The sequence below is a fragment of the Sphingomonas sp. P3_C6 genome (assembly GCF_056402595.1).
The window spans coordinates 26595-46489 of sequence record NZ_JBFUHB010000010.1; the positions used below are offsets into that span (position 1 = coordinate 26595).

12 protein-coding genes and 1 pseudogene are annotated in these 19895 nt (G+C 65.0%); 6 read left to right on the forward strand and 7 right to left on the reverse strand.

Annotated features, from left to right (window positions below; all coding sequences use genetic code 11):
* Window positions 1-77 precede the first annotated feature (77 nt).
* A complete protein-coding gene (locus tag AC1DT7_RS11920) occupies window positions 78-2747 on the reverse strand; it encodes a glycoside hydrolase family 3 C-terminal domain-containing protein (protein WP_478036168.1) in 2670 nt (889 codons plus the stop codon).
* Window positions 2747-3643, reverse strand: a complete 897-nt coding sequence (locus tag AC1DT7_RS11925) for an amidohydrolase family protein (protein WP_478036169.1) — start codon at window positions 3641-3643, stop codon at window positions 2747-2749. The genes AC1DT7_RS11920 and AC1DT7_RS11925 overlap by 1 nt, the downstream gene beginning before the upstream one ends.
* 29 nt (window positions 3644-3672) lie before the next feature.
* On the opposite strand from AC1DT7_RS11925, the gene AC1DT7_RS11930 reads away from it, so the two are divergent.
* Window positions 3673-4476, forward strand: coding sequence for an IclR family transcriptional regulator (locus AC1DT7_RS11930; RefSeq protein WP_478036170.1), 804 nt, complete (start codon window positions 3673-3675; stop codon window positions 4474-4476).
* On the opposite strand, the gene fucP is transcribed toward AC1DT7_RS11930, so the two are convergent.
* From fucP to AC1DT7_RS11945, 3 genes are all read right to left on the reverse strand, one after another.
* Window positions 4473-5753, reverse strand: a complete 1281-nt coding sequence (gene fucP, locus AC1DT7_RS11935; protein ID WP_478036171.1) for an L-fucose:H+ symporter permease — start codon at window positions 5751-5753, stop codon at window positions 4473-4475. The two genes, AC1DT7_RS11930 and fucP, sit on opposite strands and share 4 nt — an antisense overlap.
* Before the next feature lie 65 nt (window positions 5754-5818).
* On the reverse strand, window positions 5819-6868 hold the full coding sequence (locus AC1DT7_RS11940) for an aldo/keto reductase (protein WP_478036172.1): 1050 nt from the start codon (window positions 6866-6868) through the stop codon (window positions 5819-5821).
* Window positions 6825-7796, reverse strand: coding sequence for a zinc-binding alcohol dehydrogenase family protein (locus AC1DT7_RS11945; RefSeq protein WP_478036173.1), 972 nt, complete (start codon window positions 7794-7796; stop codon window positions 6825-6827). The genes AC1DT7_RS11940 and AC1DT7_RS11945 overlap by 44 nt, the downstream gene beginning before the upstream one ends.
* Before the next feature lie 195 nt (window positions 7797-7991).
* Here AC1DT7_RS11945 and AC1DT7_RS11950 point away from each other — a divergent pair, with 195 nt between their 5' ends.
* The 5 genes from AC1DT7_RS11950 to AC1DT7_RS11970 all read left to right on the forward strand — a co-directional run bounded on the left by AC1DT7_RS11950 (window position 7992) and on the right by AC1DT7_RS11970 (window position 15235).
* On the forward strand, window positions 7992-9890 hold the full coding sequence (locus tag AC1DT7_RS11950) for an NPCBM/NEW2 domain-containing protein (RefSeq protein WP_478036174.1): 1899 nt from the start codon (window positions 7992-7994) through the stop codon (window positions 9888-9890).
* Between the two features lie 489 nt (window positions 9891-10379).
* Window positions 10380-11252 (forward strand): 5'/3'-nucleotidase SurE, encoded by an 873-nt coding sequence (surE, locus tag AC1DT7_RS11955; RefSeq protein ID WP_478036175.1) that lies wholly within the window; start codon window positions 10380-10382, stop codon window positions 11250-11252.
* A 333-nt stretch (window positions 11253-11585) separates the two neighbouring features.
* Window positions 11586-12539, forward strand: coding sequence for a cysteine synthase family protein (locus tag AC1DT7_RS11960; protein WP_478036255.1), 954 nt, complete (start codon window positions 11586-11588; stop codon window positions 12537-12539).
* Window positions 12536-13753 carry an ATP-grasp domain-containing protein gene (locus AC1DT7_RS11965; protein WP_478036176.1) on the forward strand — a complete coding sequence of 406 codons (1218 nt, stop codon included), beginning with the start codon at window positions 12536-12538 and terminating at the stop codon, window positions 13751-13753. Before AC1DT7_RS11960 ends, AC1DT7_RS11965 begins: the two co-directional genes overlap by 4 nt.
* A complete protein-coding gene (locus AC1DT7_RS11970) occupies window positions 13754-15235 on the forward strand; it encodes an argininosuccinate lyase (protein ID WP_478036177.1) in 1482 nt (493 codons plus the stop codon). It begins immediately after the preceding gene.
* Here the strand turns inward: AC1DT7_RS11970 and AC1DT7_RS11975 are convergent.
* Window positions 15227-19405, reverse strand: coding sequence for a non-ribosomal peptide synthetase (locus AC1DT7_RS11975; protein ID WP_478036178.1), 4179 nt, complete (start codon window positions 19403-19405; stop codon window positions 15227-15229). The genes AC1DT7_RS11970 and AC1DT7_RS11975 overlap by 9 nt on opposite strands.
* A pseudogene (locus AC1DT7_RS11980) lies at window positions 19398-19673 on the reverse strand (phosphopantetheine-binding protein); the annotation flags it as partial. The pseudogene AC1DT7_RS11980 and the gene AC1DT7_RS11975, both read right to left, overlap by 8 nt.
* Window positions 19674-19895: the final 222 nt, after the last annotated feature.

Sequence of the window (19895 nt, forward strand, 5' to 3'; positions counted from 1 at the left end):
TAAAAGGAACGACCGACGGCTCGTGTGCCCGCTTTTGGCTGCATCGGCCGCGGACGCGGCGTCACTTTCTCTCGGGGTCATTTCGGCAAATCCATCGCATTGTCGACGCCGAAGGCCGCCGACTGGCCCGCGACGTCAGTGTCGGGCTGGCCCGAACCGACCGTCACGCGATATTGACCCTTCAGCACGCGGCGAGTGCCGTCGAGCGTGACGGCGCTCAGATCCCGCGGGCTGAGATCGAAGCTGATCTTGCGTGCCTCGCCCGGTTTGAGGGCGACGCGCTGGAAGCCGCGCAAGGCCACACGCGGCGTGCCCGGCTCGTTCGGGAAGTTCAGATAGAGCTGGGCGACCTCGTCGCCGGGGCGGTTGCCGCTGTTGCGCACCTCGGTGGTGACGCGGATGCCCTTTTCGGCACCGCCGCGTGCCGCATCGACCTTCACGGGCGCATAAGCGAAGCTCGTATAGCTGAGGCCATAGCCGAACGGATAGACCGGCTTGCCAGTGAAGTAGCGATAGGTGCGCCCCTTCATGTCATAGTCGCCGAAGGGCGGCAGATCGTCGATGCTGCGGTAGAAGGTCAGCGGCAGGCGCCCGCTCGGGTTGGTGCGGCCGGACAGGACGTTGGCGATGGCAAGTCCGCCCGATTGGCCGGGATACCATGCCTCGATCAGGGCGGCGGCATTGTCCTTCGCCCAGGACAGGTTGATCGGGCTGCCGTTCATCGCCACCACCACCAGCGGCTTGCCGGTGGCCTTCGCCTTCTGGAGCAGGGCGATCTGGTCCGCTGGCAAGTCGAGCGTCGTCTTGTCGCCGCCCTTGAAGCCAGGAACCTCGACCGGCGATTCTTCCGCCTCCAGGTCCGAGGTGAGCCCGACGACCGCGACGAGCACGTCCGCCTTCGCCGCCGCTGCGGTCAGCGCGGCATCCGGCGTGTTCGACACGCGCTTCCACACCAGGCCGGCGCCGGCCGATCCATGGCCGGTCGCGACGATCTCGATCGGGTAGCGCTTGCCCTTCACCAATTCGACGATCTTCATCGTCGGCAGGCTGTTCCACTGCGACTTGCTCAGATCGACGAACGGCTTGCCGTCGAGCGTCATCTCGCCATCCGTCCCATTCAGGCCGAGGCGATACGTGCCGGTCTCCGGCGGCACGATGAAGCCGGTCCAGACGACGCGGTGATAATCGCTGACCTCCTTCAGGGAGAGGCCGCGTCCGCCCACATCGGCCTCGCGTCGCGTGAGCGAGGGTGTGGGCGAATATTTCAGGTCGGCAAGAATCTTGCGCGCCGTGCCCGGCTGGAAGAAGCGGGGCGGGGTGGTGGTGGCATTATAATAGCGCGCGAGCAGTCCGGGCGTGCCGTCCGGTGCGCGAAGCGCGGTCGTCGGTATCCGGTCTCCATCGGTGAAGGTGGGGGCGGAGGGGGCATAGGTAATGCTCGCGCCCGGCATCGCCTGGCGCAGGCCATCGAGCACCGAGACCGGCGGGGCTGACATGGGGGCCGAGTAATTGCCGCGCAGCACTCGGGTGGCATCGCCGAGTGGGCCGATCACGGCGACGCGAAGCCCGGAGCGCAGCGGCAGGACGCCGTCATTCTTGAGAAGCACGAGGCTTTTCTCGGCCGCGTCCAGGGCAATGCGGTCATGGCCGGGCGCGCCCACTGCCGATGGCGGGATGTCATTGCTGCGGATGCCGGGCAGATCCCCGTTGCGGATGCGGGCCGAGAACAGCCGGGTCAGCGCACGATCGATGTCGCCGACTGAGATCAGGCCGCGGTCGAGCGCCTCGCGATAGCGTTCGCCGAGGCCGCCAGCGTCGCCGAGCGTCGCGCCGTTGCATTCGCTGTCGACGCCGGTGCGCATCGCCGCCGCAACGGCCGCGGCGGCATCGGGCGCATATTTGTGATTGTCGCTGATGTCTTTGACCGCATCGCAGTCCGAGACGACATAGCCGTTGAAGTTCCAGGCGCCGCGCAGATGGTCCTTCAGCAGCAGGTCGCTCGCGCATGCCGGCTGGCCATCGATCCGGTTATAGGCGCACATGACCGATCCGGCCTTGCCGTCGACGATGGCGGCGCGGAAGGCGGGGAGATAGGTGTCCTCCAGATCATGCGGCGAGACGAACACGTTCGCGCCGTGCCGGGTGGATTCCGGGCCGCTATGGACGGCGAAATGCTTCGGCGTCGCGATCACGTTCGGCAGGTCCGGATTCGGCCCCTGCATGCCCCTGACAAAGGCCACGCCGAGCTGCGCTGCGAGATACGGATCCTCGCCATAGGTCTCCTGGCCGCGTCCCCAGCGCGGATCGCGGAAGATGTTGATATTGGGCGACCAGGTATCGAGGCCGGTGCCGATCCGCCCGGTCTTGCCGGTCTGCCGCGCCAGCGTGTGCAGCCCGCGCACCTCGGTGCTGATCACGTCGGCGACGTCGTGGACAAGCGGTGCGTCGAAGGTCGCGGCGAGCCCGATTGGCTCGGGGAAATTGGTGGTCGGCACCGAACCGAGCGCGCCATGGAGCGACTCGGTCCACCAGTTGTAATCCGGGATGTCGAGCCGCGAGATGGCGGGAGCGACGTTGACGAGTTGATCCAGCTTTTCGTCCAGGCTGAGCTTGCCGACGATCTGTGCGGCCATCCGGTCAGCCGTGGCGCGCGCGTCGCCGCCGGACTGCGCCACGGCGGGCGCCGCAGAGAGCGCCATGCCCGCGAGCAGTGCCAGCCTTAATTTTCTGAGTGGCTTCATCGCCATCATTTCTCTCCCATTTCCCTGGATTGCGCGGCCTGCGAGAGGCCGTAGAATTCTGCGGCGGCGCCTGCGAACAGGCGCGTCCGGGCCGGACCGTCCAGCCCGGCCAGCCGATCTGCGGTCTCGGCCCACTCCCGATAATTGTCGCCCGACAGATGCAGCACCGGCCAGTCGCTGCCCCACATCAATCGCCGGCCGAATGTTTCGACGAGATGTTCGACATAGGGCGCCAGTGCCGAGACCCGCTGCGCGTCGGCCTGCTCGGTACGCAGGCCGGAAAGCTTGCACCAGACCCCGCGTGCCGACAGCGCGGCAATCTCAGCGCGCCACGGATCGAGCATCTCGCGGGCGATAAACGGTTTGGCGCCATGGTCGATGACGATCGGGAGTTGTGGCCAGCGATCGGCGAAGCGCGCGAGCATCGGCAGGTGACGCGGCTGGACCAGTGCATCGAACCTCAGGCCATGCTGCTGCATCGCCGCGATGGCAGGCGCTACCTCGTTTCGCAGCAGCCAGTCCGTATCCTCGATCGACTGGAGCATCGGCCGCAGCCCGCGCATTTTCGGCGCCCGTGCCAGTGCGGCAATTCGCTTCGGCGCGTCCGATGCGGCGAGGTCAACCCAGCCCACCACCGCCGCCACCAGCGGCCTTCGACCGGCGAGGTCAAGCATCCAGTCCGTATCGGTGTCGTTGGGCTGGGACTGCACCAACACCGTGGCCTCCAGATCGAGGCCATGAGCTTGTGTCATCAGATCCTCGGGACCGAAATCGCGATGGATCCCGGCCTCGGCTGATGTCGGCCACTCATGTCCCGATGTGGCAAGGCTCCAGAAATGCTGGTGCGCGTCGATCATCGCGGGCACACGCCATGCTTTACAGCAGAGTCCTGGGCGATACATCTGGCTGCAGAGAAGCGCGAAAGAGGTTCATGGTCCGCACTGCCCCCAAAGGCACCTATTCGGCGCCCGCCATCGAGAAGACGTTTGAGATCATCGAGCTGCTGGCCGATCGGCCGGACGGTGCGCTCGTCAGCGAGATGGCAAGCGAGCTCGGGCGATCGATCGGCGAACTCTTCCGCATCGTGATCGTGCTCGAGCGGCTCGGATATCTGCGCAAATCTGCCCGGTCGGATCGCTACACCGTCGCCTACAAGTTGCTCGACATCGCGTTCCGCGCGACCCCGGCGCAGGATCTGGTCCGCGCGGCCTTGCCGGAAATGCAGAGCCTCGCGCTGGAGGCGGGCCAGTCCTGCCATTTCGTCGTGCCCAGTGGCGGCCATGGTCTGGTCATCGCCCGCGAGGAGCAGCCGGGTATGCGCGGATTCTCGCTCAAGGTGGGCAGCAGCGTCGACATTATTCGCAGCTGCTCCGGACAGGTGATACTCGCCTTTTCGACGCCTCAGCGTGCCGAGGCGATCATCGCGGCCGCGCGGGACGAGCGGGATGTCGCGTTCGATCCGAACGAGTTCGCAGCGCATCTGATGGCGATCCGCGAGCGTGGATTCGATGCGCGGCAAAGCCCGATCACGCACGGCGTTACCGACATCAGCTGCCCGGTGTTCGGTTTTGACGGGGGCGTCGCAGGGGCGCTTACGATCCCGTTCCTCGAACTGATCGATGGCTCCCAAAAGGTCGGCGTCGAGGCCGCGCGCGAAATGCTGCGCCGCGCCGCCGCGAGAATTTCGGACACCCTCGGACATAATTCGGACCACGCTATTCCTTCCGCGGCCTAGCGTTGATTATGGGCGCGGTGGACGCGCCGGGCGTAGGCCGCGATCACGACGAAACACGCCAGCGGCAGCAACAATGCTACCGGCACACCGCCCATATGCTCCGCGATGATCCCCATCAGCGGCGGGAAGATCGCGCCGCCGATGATCGCCATGATGATGAAGGAGGAGCCGAGCGGCCGCGCCGTGTCGAGATCTGCGACGCCGAGAGCGAAGATCGTGGGGAACATGATCGACATGAAGAAGCTGGTCAGCATCAGCGCGGCAAGGGCGGCCCAGCCTGTCCCGGTCATGGCCAGGGCGCAGAGCAGGATATTGACGACCGCATATACCCCGAGCAGTGTCGACGGGCGTATCCGCCACATCAACGCGGCTCCGGTGAACCGGCCGGTCATGAACAGAACGAGGCTGACCGAAAGCAGGTAAGCGGCATGGCGCTCGCTGATCTCGGGCAAAACGTCTTTCACGAAATCGATGAAGAAGCTCCAGATGCCAACCTGGGCGCCGACATAGAAGAATTGCGCGATGACCGCGCCAATCAGCGCACGGTCCCGGAGCAGGCCAGCGAATTGCGACCGTAGCGGCGCGTCGGCACCCGAACGTCCCTCCGGCATTCGCGCCAGCGCGACAGCGCCGGCGACAATCGCTGCGGCACCCGCGAGAAGCAGATAGGGAAGTTGCACCGTAGTCGCCTCGCTCGCGCGATAAGCGGCGAGTTCCACAGGCGTCATGGCGGCGATCGTCGCGCCGGAATGCTCGATGCCGGAGAAGATGAGCAGCCCACCGACGATCGGTGCGATGAAACCGCCCAATCCGTTGAACGCCTGGGCCAGATTGAGTCGCTGCACGGCGGTGCGCGGATCGCCGAACGCACCGATATAGGCATTCGCGGTGGTTTCGAGACAGGCCGCGCCTGCCGCGATGACGAACAGGGCGAACAGAAACATGCCGAAGTTCAGCATGAGGGAGGCGGGATAGAAGAGCAGCGCGCCAAGCGCGTAGAGGCTGAGCCCGACCAGAATGCCTGCCCGGTACCCCAGGCGTCGCATCAGAAGACCGGCCGGCAACGCCACCACGAAATAGCCGATATAGAAGACGAATTGGATGAAGCCGGCCTCGGCCCGGTTTAGACCAAGCGACTTCTGGAACTGGCGGATGAGGATGTCGTTGAAATTATTGGCCAGCGCCCAGAGGAAAAACAGGCTGACGACCAGGATGAACCCCCAGCGATAGCCAGGCGTAATGAACGCGCGCCGGCCTTTGTCAGCTGTGTCCGGCAATGGTGCGTTCGCGGTCCTATCCAACATCCTGCTCCAATTTCTTGTTTTTTCGTTCGTCGTCTCGGTCAGGCGTTTTTGCTTGTGCCCGCTATAAGTCCCTCGCGACGCAACGCCTCCCAAAGCTCCGCCGGTACGGGAAACTGCTTAAAGCCGGCGGCGGCCTCGACTTCCGTCGCATCGCGGACGCCGAGGAGGGGAAGAGTTACCGCGGGATGGGTAGCCGCGAACTGAAGTGCGACCGCAGGCAGCGGAACCTTGAAGGTGCTGCAGACACGATCGAGCGCCGCGACCTGAGTTCGTACGGCCTCGGATGCCGGGCTATAGTTGTGGAACGCATCCGCGCTTTCCGGACCGGCCGCGAGGATACCCGAACTGAACACGCCTGCCGCGACCACACCGATGCCCCGCTCGTGACAGGTGTCGAAGAATGACGCGGCGCTCTGATCGAGCAGGGTGTAGCGGCCGGCGATGAGGAACAGGTCGAAATCGGCATGGGCCATGCTCTCGACACAGATTTCGACCTCGTTGACGCCAAGGCCGATCGCCGAAACGGCACCTTGTTCCCGCAACGCGGTCAACGCATGAAAACCGCCGTCCACTGCTTGCTGGAACATATATCGATGATTGGCGCCGTGCGTGGCGGTGCCGAGATCGTGCAGATAGAGAATGTCGATCCGCGCGAGCCCCAGTCGATTCAGGCTCGCTTCGAACGACCGCATTACGCCGTCATAGCTGTAATCGAAGACGGGGCTGAACGGCATGGGGGAACRAAATCCGTCCCGGTTGCGTGCCTCGGCAGGGAAAAGCAGGCGGCCGGCCTTGCTCGACAGCAAATAGTCGCCTGGGTTCCGTTCACGCAGTGCATCGCCGAGCCGACGCTCGCTCAACCCAGCTCCGTAAAAAGGTGCGGTGTCGAAATGGCGTATGCCCGCCGCCCAGGCGGTATCGATGGCCGCACGTGCTCCAGCGTCGCTGACCTCGTGATAAAGATTCCCGAGCGCCGATGCCCCGACCCCGAAGGGGCCACATGCCGCAAGTCGCGCGAGCAGCGCGACCCGGCCTGCTTTGGCCTCAGAAGTGGGCAATAGCCTTAAGGACATTGTCAGCCTCGGCAATCAGCATCGGGATAGTTTCCGGAAGGTCTTCCACGCGAACACTATGGGTCTGAAGCGCCCCGGTCGGAATCTTCCCAGCGCGCATCGCAGCGATGACGCGCCTGAAATCGTCTGCCAAGGCATTGCGGCTGGCGAGCAACGTCGTCTCGCGTTTATGAAATTCGGGATCGGCGAAGACGAGATCGCCGGGCGCCACCCCGACGAGCACCAGCGTACCGCCATTGGCGACAAATGCCAGGCTCTGGCTCATCGCCGCCAGCATGCCGGTGGCGTCAAACACGGCATCGAACATCTCGCCGCCGGTCTGTCGATCGAGCGTCGCCGCGAGGTCCGGACCCGCCGTGACGACGCGATCCAGACCGAGATGCGCGCGCGCATAGTCGAGCCGCGGCTGGCGCGTGTCGACCAACGTGACTGAAGCGCCATCCAGCCCGGCGAAAATTGCGGTGGCGATGCCGATCGGTCCGGCCCCGACAACGAGCACCCGATCACCATGAGTCAGCCGGGCACGGGCCACCGCGTGAGCACCAATTGCCAGGAATTCGAGCATCGCGGCCTGATCGAGCGTCAATCCGCTTGCGTCGATCACTGCACGCTCCGGTACGGCGAGTACCTCGCACATTCCGCCGTCGACATGAACACCCAACACCCGGATGTTGGCGCAGGCGTTCGGCTTACCGCGGCGACAGGCGATGCACGTCCCGCAATCAAGATAGGGGTTGATCGCCACCACCTGGCCCACGTGGAAAGCTGAGCCTTCGGGAACGCTTTCGACTTCGCCGGCCAGTTCGTGCCCCATCACGCGTGGATAGGCCAGGAAGGGATGGCGCCCCGAAAAGATGTGATAATCGGTACCGCAGAGCCCGATACGACGGATGCGCACCACAACCTCGCCCTCGGCTGCCTGCGGTTCGGGGCGATCGGCCATCGCCACGTCGAAGGGGGCCTGACAAATTAGAACTCTCATCTCGCGAGCGTACCAGCCGATTGCATATATGCAAGTGAGATAGCGCATATGAGATAAATTCGATCTCTCGATTGATGCTGCTGCGTGAAGTTGGTAGCGCTATCAGCTGTCGTATACGGAAACCTCCGATGCGCTGGGCGAAAGGAAGGGAGAGAGATGAAGAAGCTGCTGACCGCGGGGTTGATTGCCGCACTCTCGGGATCTTCCCTTTCCGCAGCGCCAAACGATCCGCTGGCCCCGACCGGGCGCTGGTCGGCCTACACGGCCGGGCGGGCAGCCACCCCGCCCATGGGGTGGAGCACATGGAACGCCTTTGCCACCGATATCGATGAGGACAAGATCATTGGATCGGCACAGCAGATCGTCGACAGCGGCTTGGCTGCCAAAGGATATCGCTACATCAACATCGACGATGGCTGGGCGCTGAAGCGCCGGATGCCCGACGGGCAAATGATCATCCGCGCCGACAAGTTCCCCTCGGCGCGTGTCGGGGGCGACACTCCCAGCTTCAAGCCGTTCACGGACCGGCTTCACGCGATGGGACTGAAGGCGGGCATCTACTCGGATCTTGGTCGGAACACCTGCTCGGAAGCTTATTCGCCGACTGACGATGATCTGCCCAAGGGCAATGTCCTGGAACGAGAGGTTGGTCTTTACGGACGTATCGATCAGGACGTTTCGCTCTATTTCGCGAAATGGGGCTTCGACTTCATCAAGGTCGATGGCTGCGGCCTGCGCGATTATGGCCCGGAAAGCGGTCGGGTCCGCTCGGGCAAGTTCCGGGCGCTGGGACCGTTCCTGGATTCCGGGGCGGTCACGCGGACCGATATTCCGGCGATCCAGGCGATGTTCCGGCAGATAAATCTCGCCCTGGCGCGCGAAAATCCGGACGGCGACTATCTTTTGTCCCTCTGCGTCTGGGGCGCCGCGAACGTGCGGGCATGGGGCAAGGATTATGGCAGTATCTCGCGCACCAGCGACGACATCTCGCCTGCCTGGGGCCGCCTGCTGGTCAATTACGACACTACCGTCACGCGGTCGCTCTACGCGCATCCCGGATCGTGGAACGATCCGGACATGCTCCACATCGGCGCTGGCGACTTCGACGCCGATCACCTGACCGAAGCCCGGTCCCATTTCGCGCTTTGGGCGATGCTCAATGCCCCGCTGATGATCGGAACGGATTTACGCAAGACCCCCAAGGCGCTGCTCGACATCTTCGGCAATGCCGACATCATCGCCCTGGATCAGGATCCCGCCGGCAATCAGGCAACGCTCGCCTATGATTCCAGCGACCTGCAGATATTGGTGAAAACCCTGGCGTCGGGCGAAAAGGCGCTGGCGATCTTCAACCGGAGTTCGGGCGGGTATGATGTCGATCTGAACGCGGCTCATCTCAAGTTCAGCGACGCTGCGCCGATCGAACTGACGGATTTGTGGAGCAAGCAGCGGACCAGCTTCACCAAAAAGACCAGCCTCCACGTGGCGCCGCGCGAGACGCTGATCTTCCGCGCACGCGGGACGCGCACGCTTCAGGGCGGCTATTATCTGTCGGAGCAGCCCGGGAGCGTGAACCCGGCTGTGGACGGCATCGTCCATCCTACCGTCGATCCGACGATCTTCCGAACCGCGGCCGGCTGGGCCGGCACCAGCGGCGCGGGCGACCGGCCTACCTATGCTGGCTGGGGCGGCGCACGGGCCGACAGCGCGCCCTATGGGCAAGTGATGCATGTCGCCGGGAAGCCGTTCGCAGCGGGCATCGGCATCCTGGCGAACTCAAGGATGGAGGTGCGCAACAATGGCGGGGCGCGCTTCACCGCCATGGTCGGGGTGGATGACAGCGCGACCGACAAGGCGCGCGCCGTGACGTTCTCCGTCTATGGAGATGGCAAGCTGCTCGCGACGAGCCCGGCCCTCAAATGGGGTATGGCAGCCCAGCCGCTCTCGGTTCCGGTCGCCGGCGTGAAGCTGGTCGAACTGGTGGCGCGCAGCAGCCGTGGCGACACTGCAATGCTGCCTGTCACCTGGGGGGGCGCGGCGCTGATGGAGCGCTGAAAACAACGTAGAGGGAAGTCCGCATCCCCGGGCGTTATTCTTCTGCACGGTGCCATGGCGGCGGTCCCGGATGCCTATTCGCGCGACCGGGCATCGCGCGGCAGTTGACGCTCGAGGAGATATCGTGGGCGGGGAGCCACGCTCGTCCAAACCAGATGAACGGCAGATCCTTAGTTTGGCGCGTTCTCAGCGCTCGCGTTGAATATTGCGGTTACCTGAGACGTCGGGGTCGCGAGTGCTGAATGCGCGGCTTCGCCAGTCAGATAGGCGCCGACAAATACCACAGTGCAGGGGCAGGTTTCGGTTTTGAAGACCGTTGGGCATGCAGCATGGGATCTTGCGGCCTGTCGAACTGTGCTGTCCTCCTCCCAAATCGCGGGCCAAGAATAAACATCACGATTTGGTGTCATCTCGCACTATTCGCATAACGCCCTTCAATGCTAAAATCAGGCTGGAAAAATAATGTAAAATGATGGGGAGTGTCCGAACATGGCGCTGAAGCATCTTGCTGTACTGTTCGTGCTCGGGCTGTCCTGCAGCGCAGCCCCTCTTCACGCGCAACCCCTCAGGGCATCTGTCACCCCGTCTTCTCCGCCGTGTCGTCTTTTGCTCGACAATGATGACGGCATCGGCGCGCCCGGCATCCACGCCTTGTACGACGCACTGAAGGACATGTGCGCGTTGGTGGTGGTCGCGCCGGCGAGCGATCAATCCGGCATGAGTCAGGCGGTCCCCAATTTCGGCAAGGGGCTGATCGTGCGCACCGTCGCTTTTGCCGATGGCGTGACGGGCTACGCGGTCGCGGGCACGCCGGCCGAAGCTGCGTGTCTCGGCATCATCGCCCTCTCGGGCGGCAAGCCCTTCGATCTGCTGATATCGGGCATCAATGCCGGCGAGAATACCGGCCTCGGCAACCTCTATTCGGGCACGGTCAATGCCGGCATGGAGGCGCTCGTGCGCGACACCCCGTCCATCGCTTTCTCGTTGTCGGATGATTATGGCAATGATTTCAGCAAGGCGGTGCCGATCGTCCGCTTGATCGTGCGCCAGGCGCTCGACAAAAAGCTGCCGAAAGGCGTGATGCTGAACGTCAATATTCCGCTGGACTATGACGGTATCGTCGTCCTCCCATCGCGCGGTCTCTCGGCGGTTCTGACCGGTTTTACCCCGATCCCGCAGCCCAATGGCGATACGCTCTACAAGCCCAGCATGACCTATCCCAATCCCTCTCCGCCACCGGGCGGCGATGTCTATGGCTATCTGGTCGAGCACAAGGTCACGGTCACGCCGCTGGCGATGAACCGGACCGCGACCAAGGCAATGGGTGTCATCAAGGGCTGGGCGCGGGCGATCGCGCCCTGATCTGTCTGTCGGACGCACGTCCGATCCGGCCTCAAGGCCGTGTAAAACAATAACGAAACTGGTTGTGACAACTCTGCGACGTCCCGTGCCAAGGTCTATAGAAGAGCTATTCTCGCTCAAGAAAATGGTGAGGGCATGACACGTCAGAGGCTGAGAGATAAAATAACCACCGAAATGGTGAAAAAGTCCCTCCCATCCCTGATGAGCGATCCAGACAGACTGAGGGGTGCAGGTATGAGCACTGTGACGATTTCCAAGCAAGGATCAGATGCGTTGAAAATTCCGCGCCTGGTAAGACTGGCGCCGAACTTTCATGTCGCTGTCTTCAGTACGATGAAGTTATACCCGGCCTCGTTCATTATCAGGCAGGCTGAAGCGCGGGGGGACATTGGTCTCGACACGATGATCGTAGAGACGACATCCGGCACCTTCGGCCTCGCGCTCGCGATGGTCTGTGCCGAACGCGGATACCGGCTCTCGCTCGTCGGCGACACGGCGATCGACGAGACGCTGCAAGCCCGAATCATCGCGCTTGGCGCGGATCTCCATATCGTGACTGAACCAGCGCCGGTCGGCGGCATGCAGCGCGCGCGGCTCGATCGCCTGGCCGCCCTGCGCCAGGAATTCCCGGATCATTTCTGGCCGGCGCAATATGAGAATCCCGATAACAGCACGTCCTACGCAGAACTGGCCGACTATCTCGCCGGCGAACTGGGCTCGATCGACTGCCTGATCGGCACGGTCGGCACTGGCGGATCGATGTGCGGCACTGCCATGGCTCTGGGCAGCATTTGTCGCGACCTTCACGTCGTCGGCGTGGATACCCATGGCAGCGTTCTGTTCGGCCAGCCCGATCGGCCCGGACGGTTGCTGCGCGGCCTGGGCAACAGCCTGATGCCGCGCAATGTCGACCACACGACCTTCGACGAGGTCTTCTGGGTCAATGCGGCTGACGCATTCCTTGCGGCGCGCGAGCTCCACTGCCGCCATGCCTTGTTCATGGGCCCGACGAGCGGCGCTGCCTGGCTGACCGCTGCGTGGTGGGCGCGTGAGAATCCCGATCAGCGCGTCGTTGCGATCCTGCCGGATGATGGCCACCGCTATCTCAGTACCGTCTATAATCCGGACTGGATCGAGGAGCGGGGCCTCACCCGGGCGTGCCTGCCCGAAACGCCCGTCACGGTTGACGATACTCTCTTCGAGGGCGACAGCTGGAGCCGTTTCCCATGGCAGCGGCGGCGGATCGAGGAAGTGCTTGCGGGCGCGGAGGTAAGGCAGGTCGCATGAACGGACGGACAGTCGTGTTTCTCGAGAGCAACACGACGGGCACCGGGCGGCTCTTCATGCGGGCCGCCCGCGCCGAGGGATGCGAGCCTGTGCTGCTCGCGGCGCGGCCCGGCCTCTATCCTTTTGCCGAGGAGGAATCGGTTCGTATTGTCGAGATCGATACCGCCGACGAGGCGGCGGTGCTGGACTTCTGCGTGCGGCTCGGCCGGGACGCCGAGTTGAAAGGCCTGACCTCGACCTCCGATTACTACATCCTGGCGGCGGCCCGGCTGGCAGGGCGGCTCGGGTTGCCGGGTCCGTCGGTCGCCGGGATCGAAACCTGTCGGGACAAGCAGCTCCAATATGAGGCGCTGCTCGCCGCCGGCGTCCCGGTGCCGGCATCGCGGGCCGCCGGCACGCCCGATGAGGCGCGGGCCGCCGCCCGGGACCTCGGCTTGCCGCTCGTCTTGAAACCGGTCGGCGGCAGCGGCAGCGTCGGTGTCAGGCTGTGCACGACGGAAGACGAGGTGGCGCAGCACGCCGCACTGCTGCTGAGCCGCACGCTCAACGAACGCGGCATTCCGATCCGCCGCATGATCCTGCTCCAGCGCCTCGTCGAAGGGCTCGAATATTCAGTCGAGACCTTTGCCGGCGAGGTCATCGGCATCACCCGGAAGCATGTCTCCGAGCTGCCGGTCTTCATCGAGCTCGGCCATGATTTCCCAGCCGCGCTCGACGACGCCGACGCGCGTGCGATCGCGGCTATCGCGCTCACGGCCGTCACGGCGCTCGACCTCAACTGGGGCGCAGCGCATACTGAGCTTCGCCTGACATCGGAGGGGCCGGTGATTATCGAGGTCAATTCGCGGATGGCCGGCGGTTTCATCCCCGAACTGGTGCGCCGCGCGACGGGCATCGATCTTATCCGTGCGCTTACCCGCCGCGTGCTCGGGAAGGACGTGCGTCTTGGGCGCAACGCCGCCGGTCATGCCTCGATCCGCTTCTTCGTACCGGATCGCGGCGGCACGCTGGCGGCACTGGATGGCGTGGCCGAGGCGCGGGCGGTGCCGGATGTCTGCGATCTAAGCCTTTATCGCGAGCCAGGCTTCACGCTTGCGCTGGCGGGCGATTTCCATGACAGGATCGGCCATGTGATGACCGCCAGCCACGATCCAGCCGCCGCGCGCGCCAGCGCCGACCGCGCGCTTGCGCTGCTGAGCGTGGCCCTGGCCTGAATGTCCGAAACGGCCGGCGACACGGGGCGCATCCGCCGCGGGCTTTCCCGGACCGCGTTCAAGGCGCTCGGCGCGCATGCGGCGCCGTACAGTCGGGCATGGGAGATGGCGTTCATCAGCGAAGTCGACCGGGCGCATCTGGTCATGCTGGTCGAATCCGGCCTGCTCGATCGCGACCGCGCGGCGCGCCTTCTCGTGACGATCGATCGTCTCGCCAAAACCGGGTTTGCGGCACTCGACGGCGTCGATGCGCCGCGCGGGCTCTACCTTCTCTACGAAAACTACCTGATCGACCTGCTGGGCGATGAGACCGGGGGGGCGCTGCATACGGCGCGATCACGCAATGATCTCAACGCGACCGTGCTCCGGCTCCAACTGCGCGGTCCGGTCGCTGGCCTGATGCGCTCAGTGTTGCGCCTGGTTGCCGTGCTTCTCGCCAAGGCGCGGCGCTTCACCGGCGTCGTGATGCCGATCTACACTCATGGCCAGGCCGCGCTGCCCGGCTCCTATGGGCATTATCTCGCAGCCGTGGTGCAGCCGCTGCTGCGGAGCGCAGGCGCGCTGCTCCACTGCCTGGACGGCGATGTCGATCTCTGTCCGCTCGGCGCTGGGGCAGCCGGCGGGACCAGCCTTCCGATCAGGACCGAGGTGACGGCGCGGCTGCTCGGCTTTGGCGGCGTCACGTCCAATTCGATCGACGCGGTGGCGTCGCGCGACATGGTCGTCCGGTTGCTCGGCGAGGCGGCTATCCTCGGCACAATTCTCAGCCGCCTTGCCACTGATCTGCAGGGCTGGATGACAGCCGAATTCGGATTTCTGACACTGCCCGATTCGCTGGTCGGCTCAAGCTCGATGATGCCGCAAAAGCGCAACCCCTATCTGCTCGAGCATGTACAGGGGCGCTCGGCCGGACCGCTCGGCGCGTTGGTTGCTGCCGTGACGGCGATTCATGCCAAGCCGTTCACCAACAATATCGCCGCTGGAACCGAATCCATGGTCGGCAGCTGGGAGGCGCTGGCGAACATCACCAGCGCCGCCGATCTCGCCCGCGTCATGGTGAGGGGCGCGGCACCGCGGAGACAGGCAATGCTGGCTCGCGCCGAAGGGTCTTTCCTGGAGGCGACCGAGATCTGCAACCGGCTCGTGCTCGCCGGCATGCCGTTTCGCGCAGCCCATCACCTTGTCGGCGAAGCGATCACCGAAGCGCTCGCGCGCGATCCGGCCGCGCGCGGCGAGGCGGTGATCGCTCATATCGCGTCCGCGGTGCCGGATGTCGATCTTGGCGGGCTCGATCCCGAATCCGTCATGCGGGCAAGTCGCTTTGGTGGCGGCCCCGGAAGCGTCCTCGCCTCAGACGGCTTCGACCGCGAGCGCACCACTCTGCGCGCGCACGTGGCAGGCCTGAGGCGATGGCTGGATCAATGGGATATGGCGGCCCGGACGCTTGACCGGGACGTGACGGCGATCATCGGATCAGCCTGACACCAGTTCCACCGGCGCGGCGAGGCAGGATCGCAGGCTTTCGGCCAGGCTTGCCGCATTGCGTTCGGCCATCATGGTCACATGGTCGCCCGCCACCCAAAGGACGCGAACCGGTCCCGCCGAAACGCCGCGCCAGCCCAGCGCCTCGTCATCGATCATCGCCGGTTCGTCATCGGCCATGATATCGCTCGCTCGGAACAAGGTGATCGGTATCGGTGATGCCGCAGGCTGCCAGGCAAGCCGCGCTTCACGATGCGCCTGGGCAACCCGAAGCAGGTTCCGGACGAGTTCGTCGCCCTGCGCGGCTGGGAATGCGCCATCTTGGTCGAACGCCTCGGCCACAAGGGCGATCTGTTCGTCGACGGTGAGATCGCGTAGCCGTTCATAGGGCAGGTCGGCGCCCAGTCCGGTGAAACGGCGGAAGATCGCGACCGCTCCGGCAAGATCGTGCGCCGTGCGTTCCTGTTCGGACCGGGCCGACATCGACTCCCCGGCGCGCGCGAGTGCGGTGTCGAACAACGCGAGCAGCACAACGTCTTCGCCATTCGACACGAGCTGGCTGGCCATCTCATAGGCGATCAGTCCACCGAACGAATGCCCGCCCAGGCGATAGGGGCCACGCGGCTGGATCGCGCGCAACGCGCCGATATAGTCGGCAGCGATCTCGCTCAGGTCTGATTGCGGCGGGGCCTCGCCCGACAGGCCCCGCGCCTGGATCGCATGGACCGGGCGGTCGGCTGCGAGATGCCGCACGAGCGGCATATAGTTCAGCACGGTACCGCCACCGGTATGGACCAGGAACAAGATCTCGGGATCGTCGCCGGACCAGAGCTTCACCACCTGCGAGTCGGCGGTTTCGTGTTGGCGGACGACATTGGCGAGATGCTCGATGGTCGGCGCCTCGAACAGGGCGGCGAGCGGCACCTTGCATTCGAACCTCTGCTCGATCCGAGTGAGCAGCCGCAGCGCTAGCAGGGAATGGCCGCCGACGTCGAAGAAGCTGTCGGTCACGCCGATCTCGCGCGCACCGAGCAGATCCTGCCAGATCTGCGCGATCTGCAATTCGATAGGGTCGCGCGGCGCTACGCGGCGGCCATCGTAGTCGATCGCCGCCGGGTCGACTGCCGGCAACCGGGCGCGATCAAGCTTGTGGTTCGCGGTGAGCGGCAGATGATCCAGAAACATGAAGGCGGCGGGGACCATCGCCGCCGGCAAGCGCTGACGCAGGAAATCGCGCAGGCGGCGCGCATCGCGGCCACCGCCGCGGCTTGGCACCACATAGGCCGCCAGCATCGGGCCGCCCGGGCGGTCGGTGCTGACGATCACCGCGCAGGCAGCGATATCGGGGCTCGTGCCCAGGATAGCGGTGATCTCCATCGGCTCGACGCGCACGCCCCTGATCTTGACCTGATCGTCGGCGCGCCCGCGGAAATGGAGTAGTCCGGCCGCGTCGACCATGCCGCGATCCCCGGTAAGATAGAGAAGATCATCGGGATCGTCGCTGACCGGGTTGGCGATGAAGCGGCGTTCATTCTCATCGGCAGCGTTGACATAGCCGAGGCTGCGGAACGGCGTGCGGATCGCGATTTCGCCGATTTCGCCGATCCCGCATTGCCGCCGATCCCGTGTCAGAACCAGCAGCTGGGTCTGGGGGAGCGGTGCGCCGAGCGGCTGTATCCCGGCATGGATCGGGTCGGGAACGACATAGGCGCATTTGGCCAATATGGTCTCTGTCGGGCCATAGAGATTGACGATCTGTCCGCTCGCCGAAAAGCTGCGGCGCCACTGGCGGACCAGGGTTGCGGTCAGCGGCTCGCCGGCGAAGAACACGAGGCGGAGCGACGGGAGCGCCTGCGTCGGCCCGGCATCGAGCAGCCAGGTTTCGGCGACCGAGGGCACGCTGTGCAGCAACGTGATTCGCTCCGCACGCAGCCATGCGAGGCATCGCCCGCTCGCCACCGTTTCGTCTTCACGTGGCAGGACGAGCTCGGCACCCGAGGTGAGTGGCAGAAAGACGTCGCGCAGCACCACGTCGAACGACATGCCGGTCAGCTGGGCGCAGCGGTCGCCGGGGCCGACCGCGAAGGTCCGCCGTTGCCAGTCGAGGAAATGGGCGAGCCCGCCCGCGGTGCCGAGCACTGCCTTGGGCGTACCAGTGCTGCCCGAGGTGAAGAAGAGATAGGCGGGATCTTCGAGACCCGCGCTCGGCTTGACCGGGTCGTTCGTCAGTCCTGGCTCGTCAGCGTCGTCAGCGTCGATCGTCACGATGGTCAGCCCGCTCAGCGTGTCGAGCCAGGCATCGGTTTCCTGCCAGGGACCTGCATGGAGCAGGAAGCGCGCATTGGCCTGTTCGAGCATTATCCGCTGGCGCTGCTCGGGCAGGTCGGGACTTAGCGTCAACAGCACGCCGCGCGCCTGAAGCACCCCCGCCATGGCGACGATGAAGGCGGCGCTGCGCGGTCCGTGCACTGCGACCACATCGCCCGGGGAAAGCCCCGCCGCGTGCAATCGGGCAGCGGTTTGATTCATCCGGGCGGCGAAATCGGCATAGGTCAGCACGGTGCCGCCCTGCGACATGGCCGGCGCGTCGGGCGTCCGTCCGGCCCAGCGGAGGATACTGGCCGGAACCGGCTCCTGCACGGGCCGCGCGATCCGCATGGTCGCATCGGGCAGCGTCGCCCGTGCCGAAGAGGTGACGAGATCGAGTGCGCCGAGCGCGCGATCCGGATCGGCGGCGACCTGGCGCAGGATCGCGTCGAACTGTTCTAGCAGCGCCGTCATCCGCGCCTCGGTATAGCGAGCCCGCTGATAGACCAGCCTGAGCTCGAGCGCGCCTTCCCATTCGGTCACGTAGAGCACCATCGAGAATTCGCAGCGCTGCGCCTCCGGGCCTTCGAACGAGGCGCGCAAACCAGGCAGGTCGAGAATCCGTGGCGGGCTCGGCGTGAAGTTGAAGAAGGTCTCGAAAAGGGGATGGCTGCTCGCGCTGCGGTCGGGCGCGATATCCTGCACCACCTGATCGAACGGCACCTCATGATGTTCGAGCCCGTCGAGCACCGTGGCGCGGACGCGTGTCAGCGCCTCGCGGAAGCTCAGATCCGGGGTGACCTGGGTCCGAAGCGCAAGCGTGTTGAGGAACAGGCCGATCAATGCTTCGGTTTCGAGCCGAATCCGCCCGCTGACGGGCGAGCCCACTAGGATGTCGTCGCGCCCTGTGACTCGCATCAGCAGCACCTTGAAGGCGGTCAGCAAGGTCGCGAACAGCGAGCTGTCCTGCTGCCGGCTCAGCGCTTCAAGCCGTTGCCGAAGCGGGATATCGATCACCCGCTCGACCGAGGCGCCCGAAAAATCGCGGCCTGCCGTTTCGTCACGGCCTATGCGGTCGGGCGGCAGGTCGAGAACCGGCGGCGGATTCTCGAGTTGCTTGTGCCAATAGTCCAGGTCGCGGCGCAGCGCGCCACCCTGCAATCGCTCGCGCTGCCATTCGGCGAAGTCGCCATATTGAATGACGGGCGCCGGAACGACGGGCTCACGCCCACCGGCATAGGCCGCATAATGCGCCGCGAGCTCTTCCAGCAGCACGCCGATCGACCAGCCATCGCCGACGATATGATGGATGGCGATGATCAGGAAATGCTCAGCCGCGCCGAGGCGCACCAACGTCACGCGCAACAGCCGGTCGCGCGCGAGATCGAAACCGCGCTCGGTTTCCTCGGCATAAAGCGCCCGGCACCGGTCATCGCGTTCCTGTGGCGAGAGCGCGGGCAGGCAATCGAGCAGATCCACGGTCCGGATCGGAAACCGCGATGGCGGCGAGATCACCTGCGTTGGTCGCCCGGCCTTGACGACGATGTTGGTCCGCAGCGAATCGTGGCGACGTACGACCGCCTCCAGCGTGCGGACCAGCGCCGGCATCGACAGGGCCCCCGTCAGCCGCAGCGCGCCGGTGATGATATGAGTCGAATCGGCGGGCGATAGCCGGTCGAGAAACCATTGTCGTTCCTGCGCGAAGGAAAGCGGTGCCTCGTCGCGCGCGCCGCGCGAAGTAAGGGCGGTGACTGGTCGGGGCGCCTCCTGTTCGAGGCGCGCCAGCCGCCGCAGCAACAGCTCGCGCTGCGCGGGCGAGAGTTCCTTGATTCGTGAGTTCGTGTCAGCCCCAATATCAGCCATCGCTGCCCTCCTCCGACAACAGGCTTTCCAGATCCGCGTCGGACAGATCGCCGACCTCGGCGAGCATCCGTGCCAGCATTTCCGGATCGGCCCGGGCAAGCTGGGCATCGGCGATGATCTGCGCCAGCTCGGCGACGGTCGGCGCCTGCAGCACCGTCGCGAGCGAGATATCGACCTGGAGCCGCGACGAGATACGGGCATTCAGCTGGGTCGCTAGCAGCGAATGGCCGCCAAGCTCGAAGAAATTGTCGTGCACGCCGATCGGATCGATCGTGAACAGGTCGCGCCAAATCTCGGCGAGGGCCTGTTCGAGATGGCCGCGCGGCGCCGCATAATCGGTGCGGATCTCGGGGCGCTTGTGCAAGGTCAGCGGCGTGCCGGTATGTCCCCGCGATTGGGTCATCCATTGGTGTAGCCGGACGCGCAGGTCCCCGGTCGAGACAATGACATGCGGGGTGCGGGGAAGCGTTAGGATTCGCTCGCACGCCGC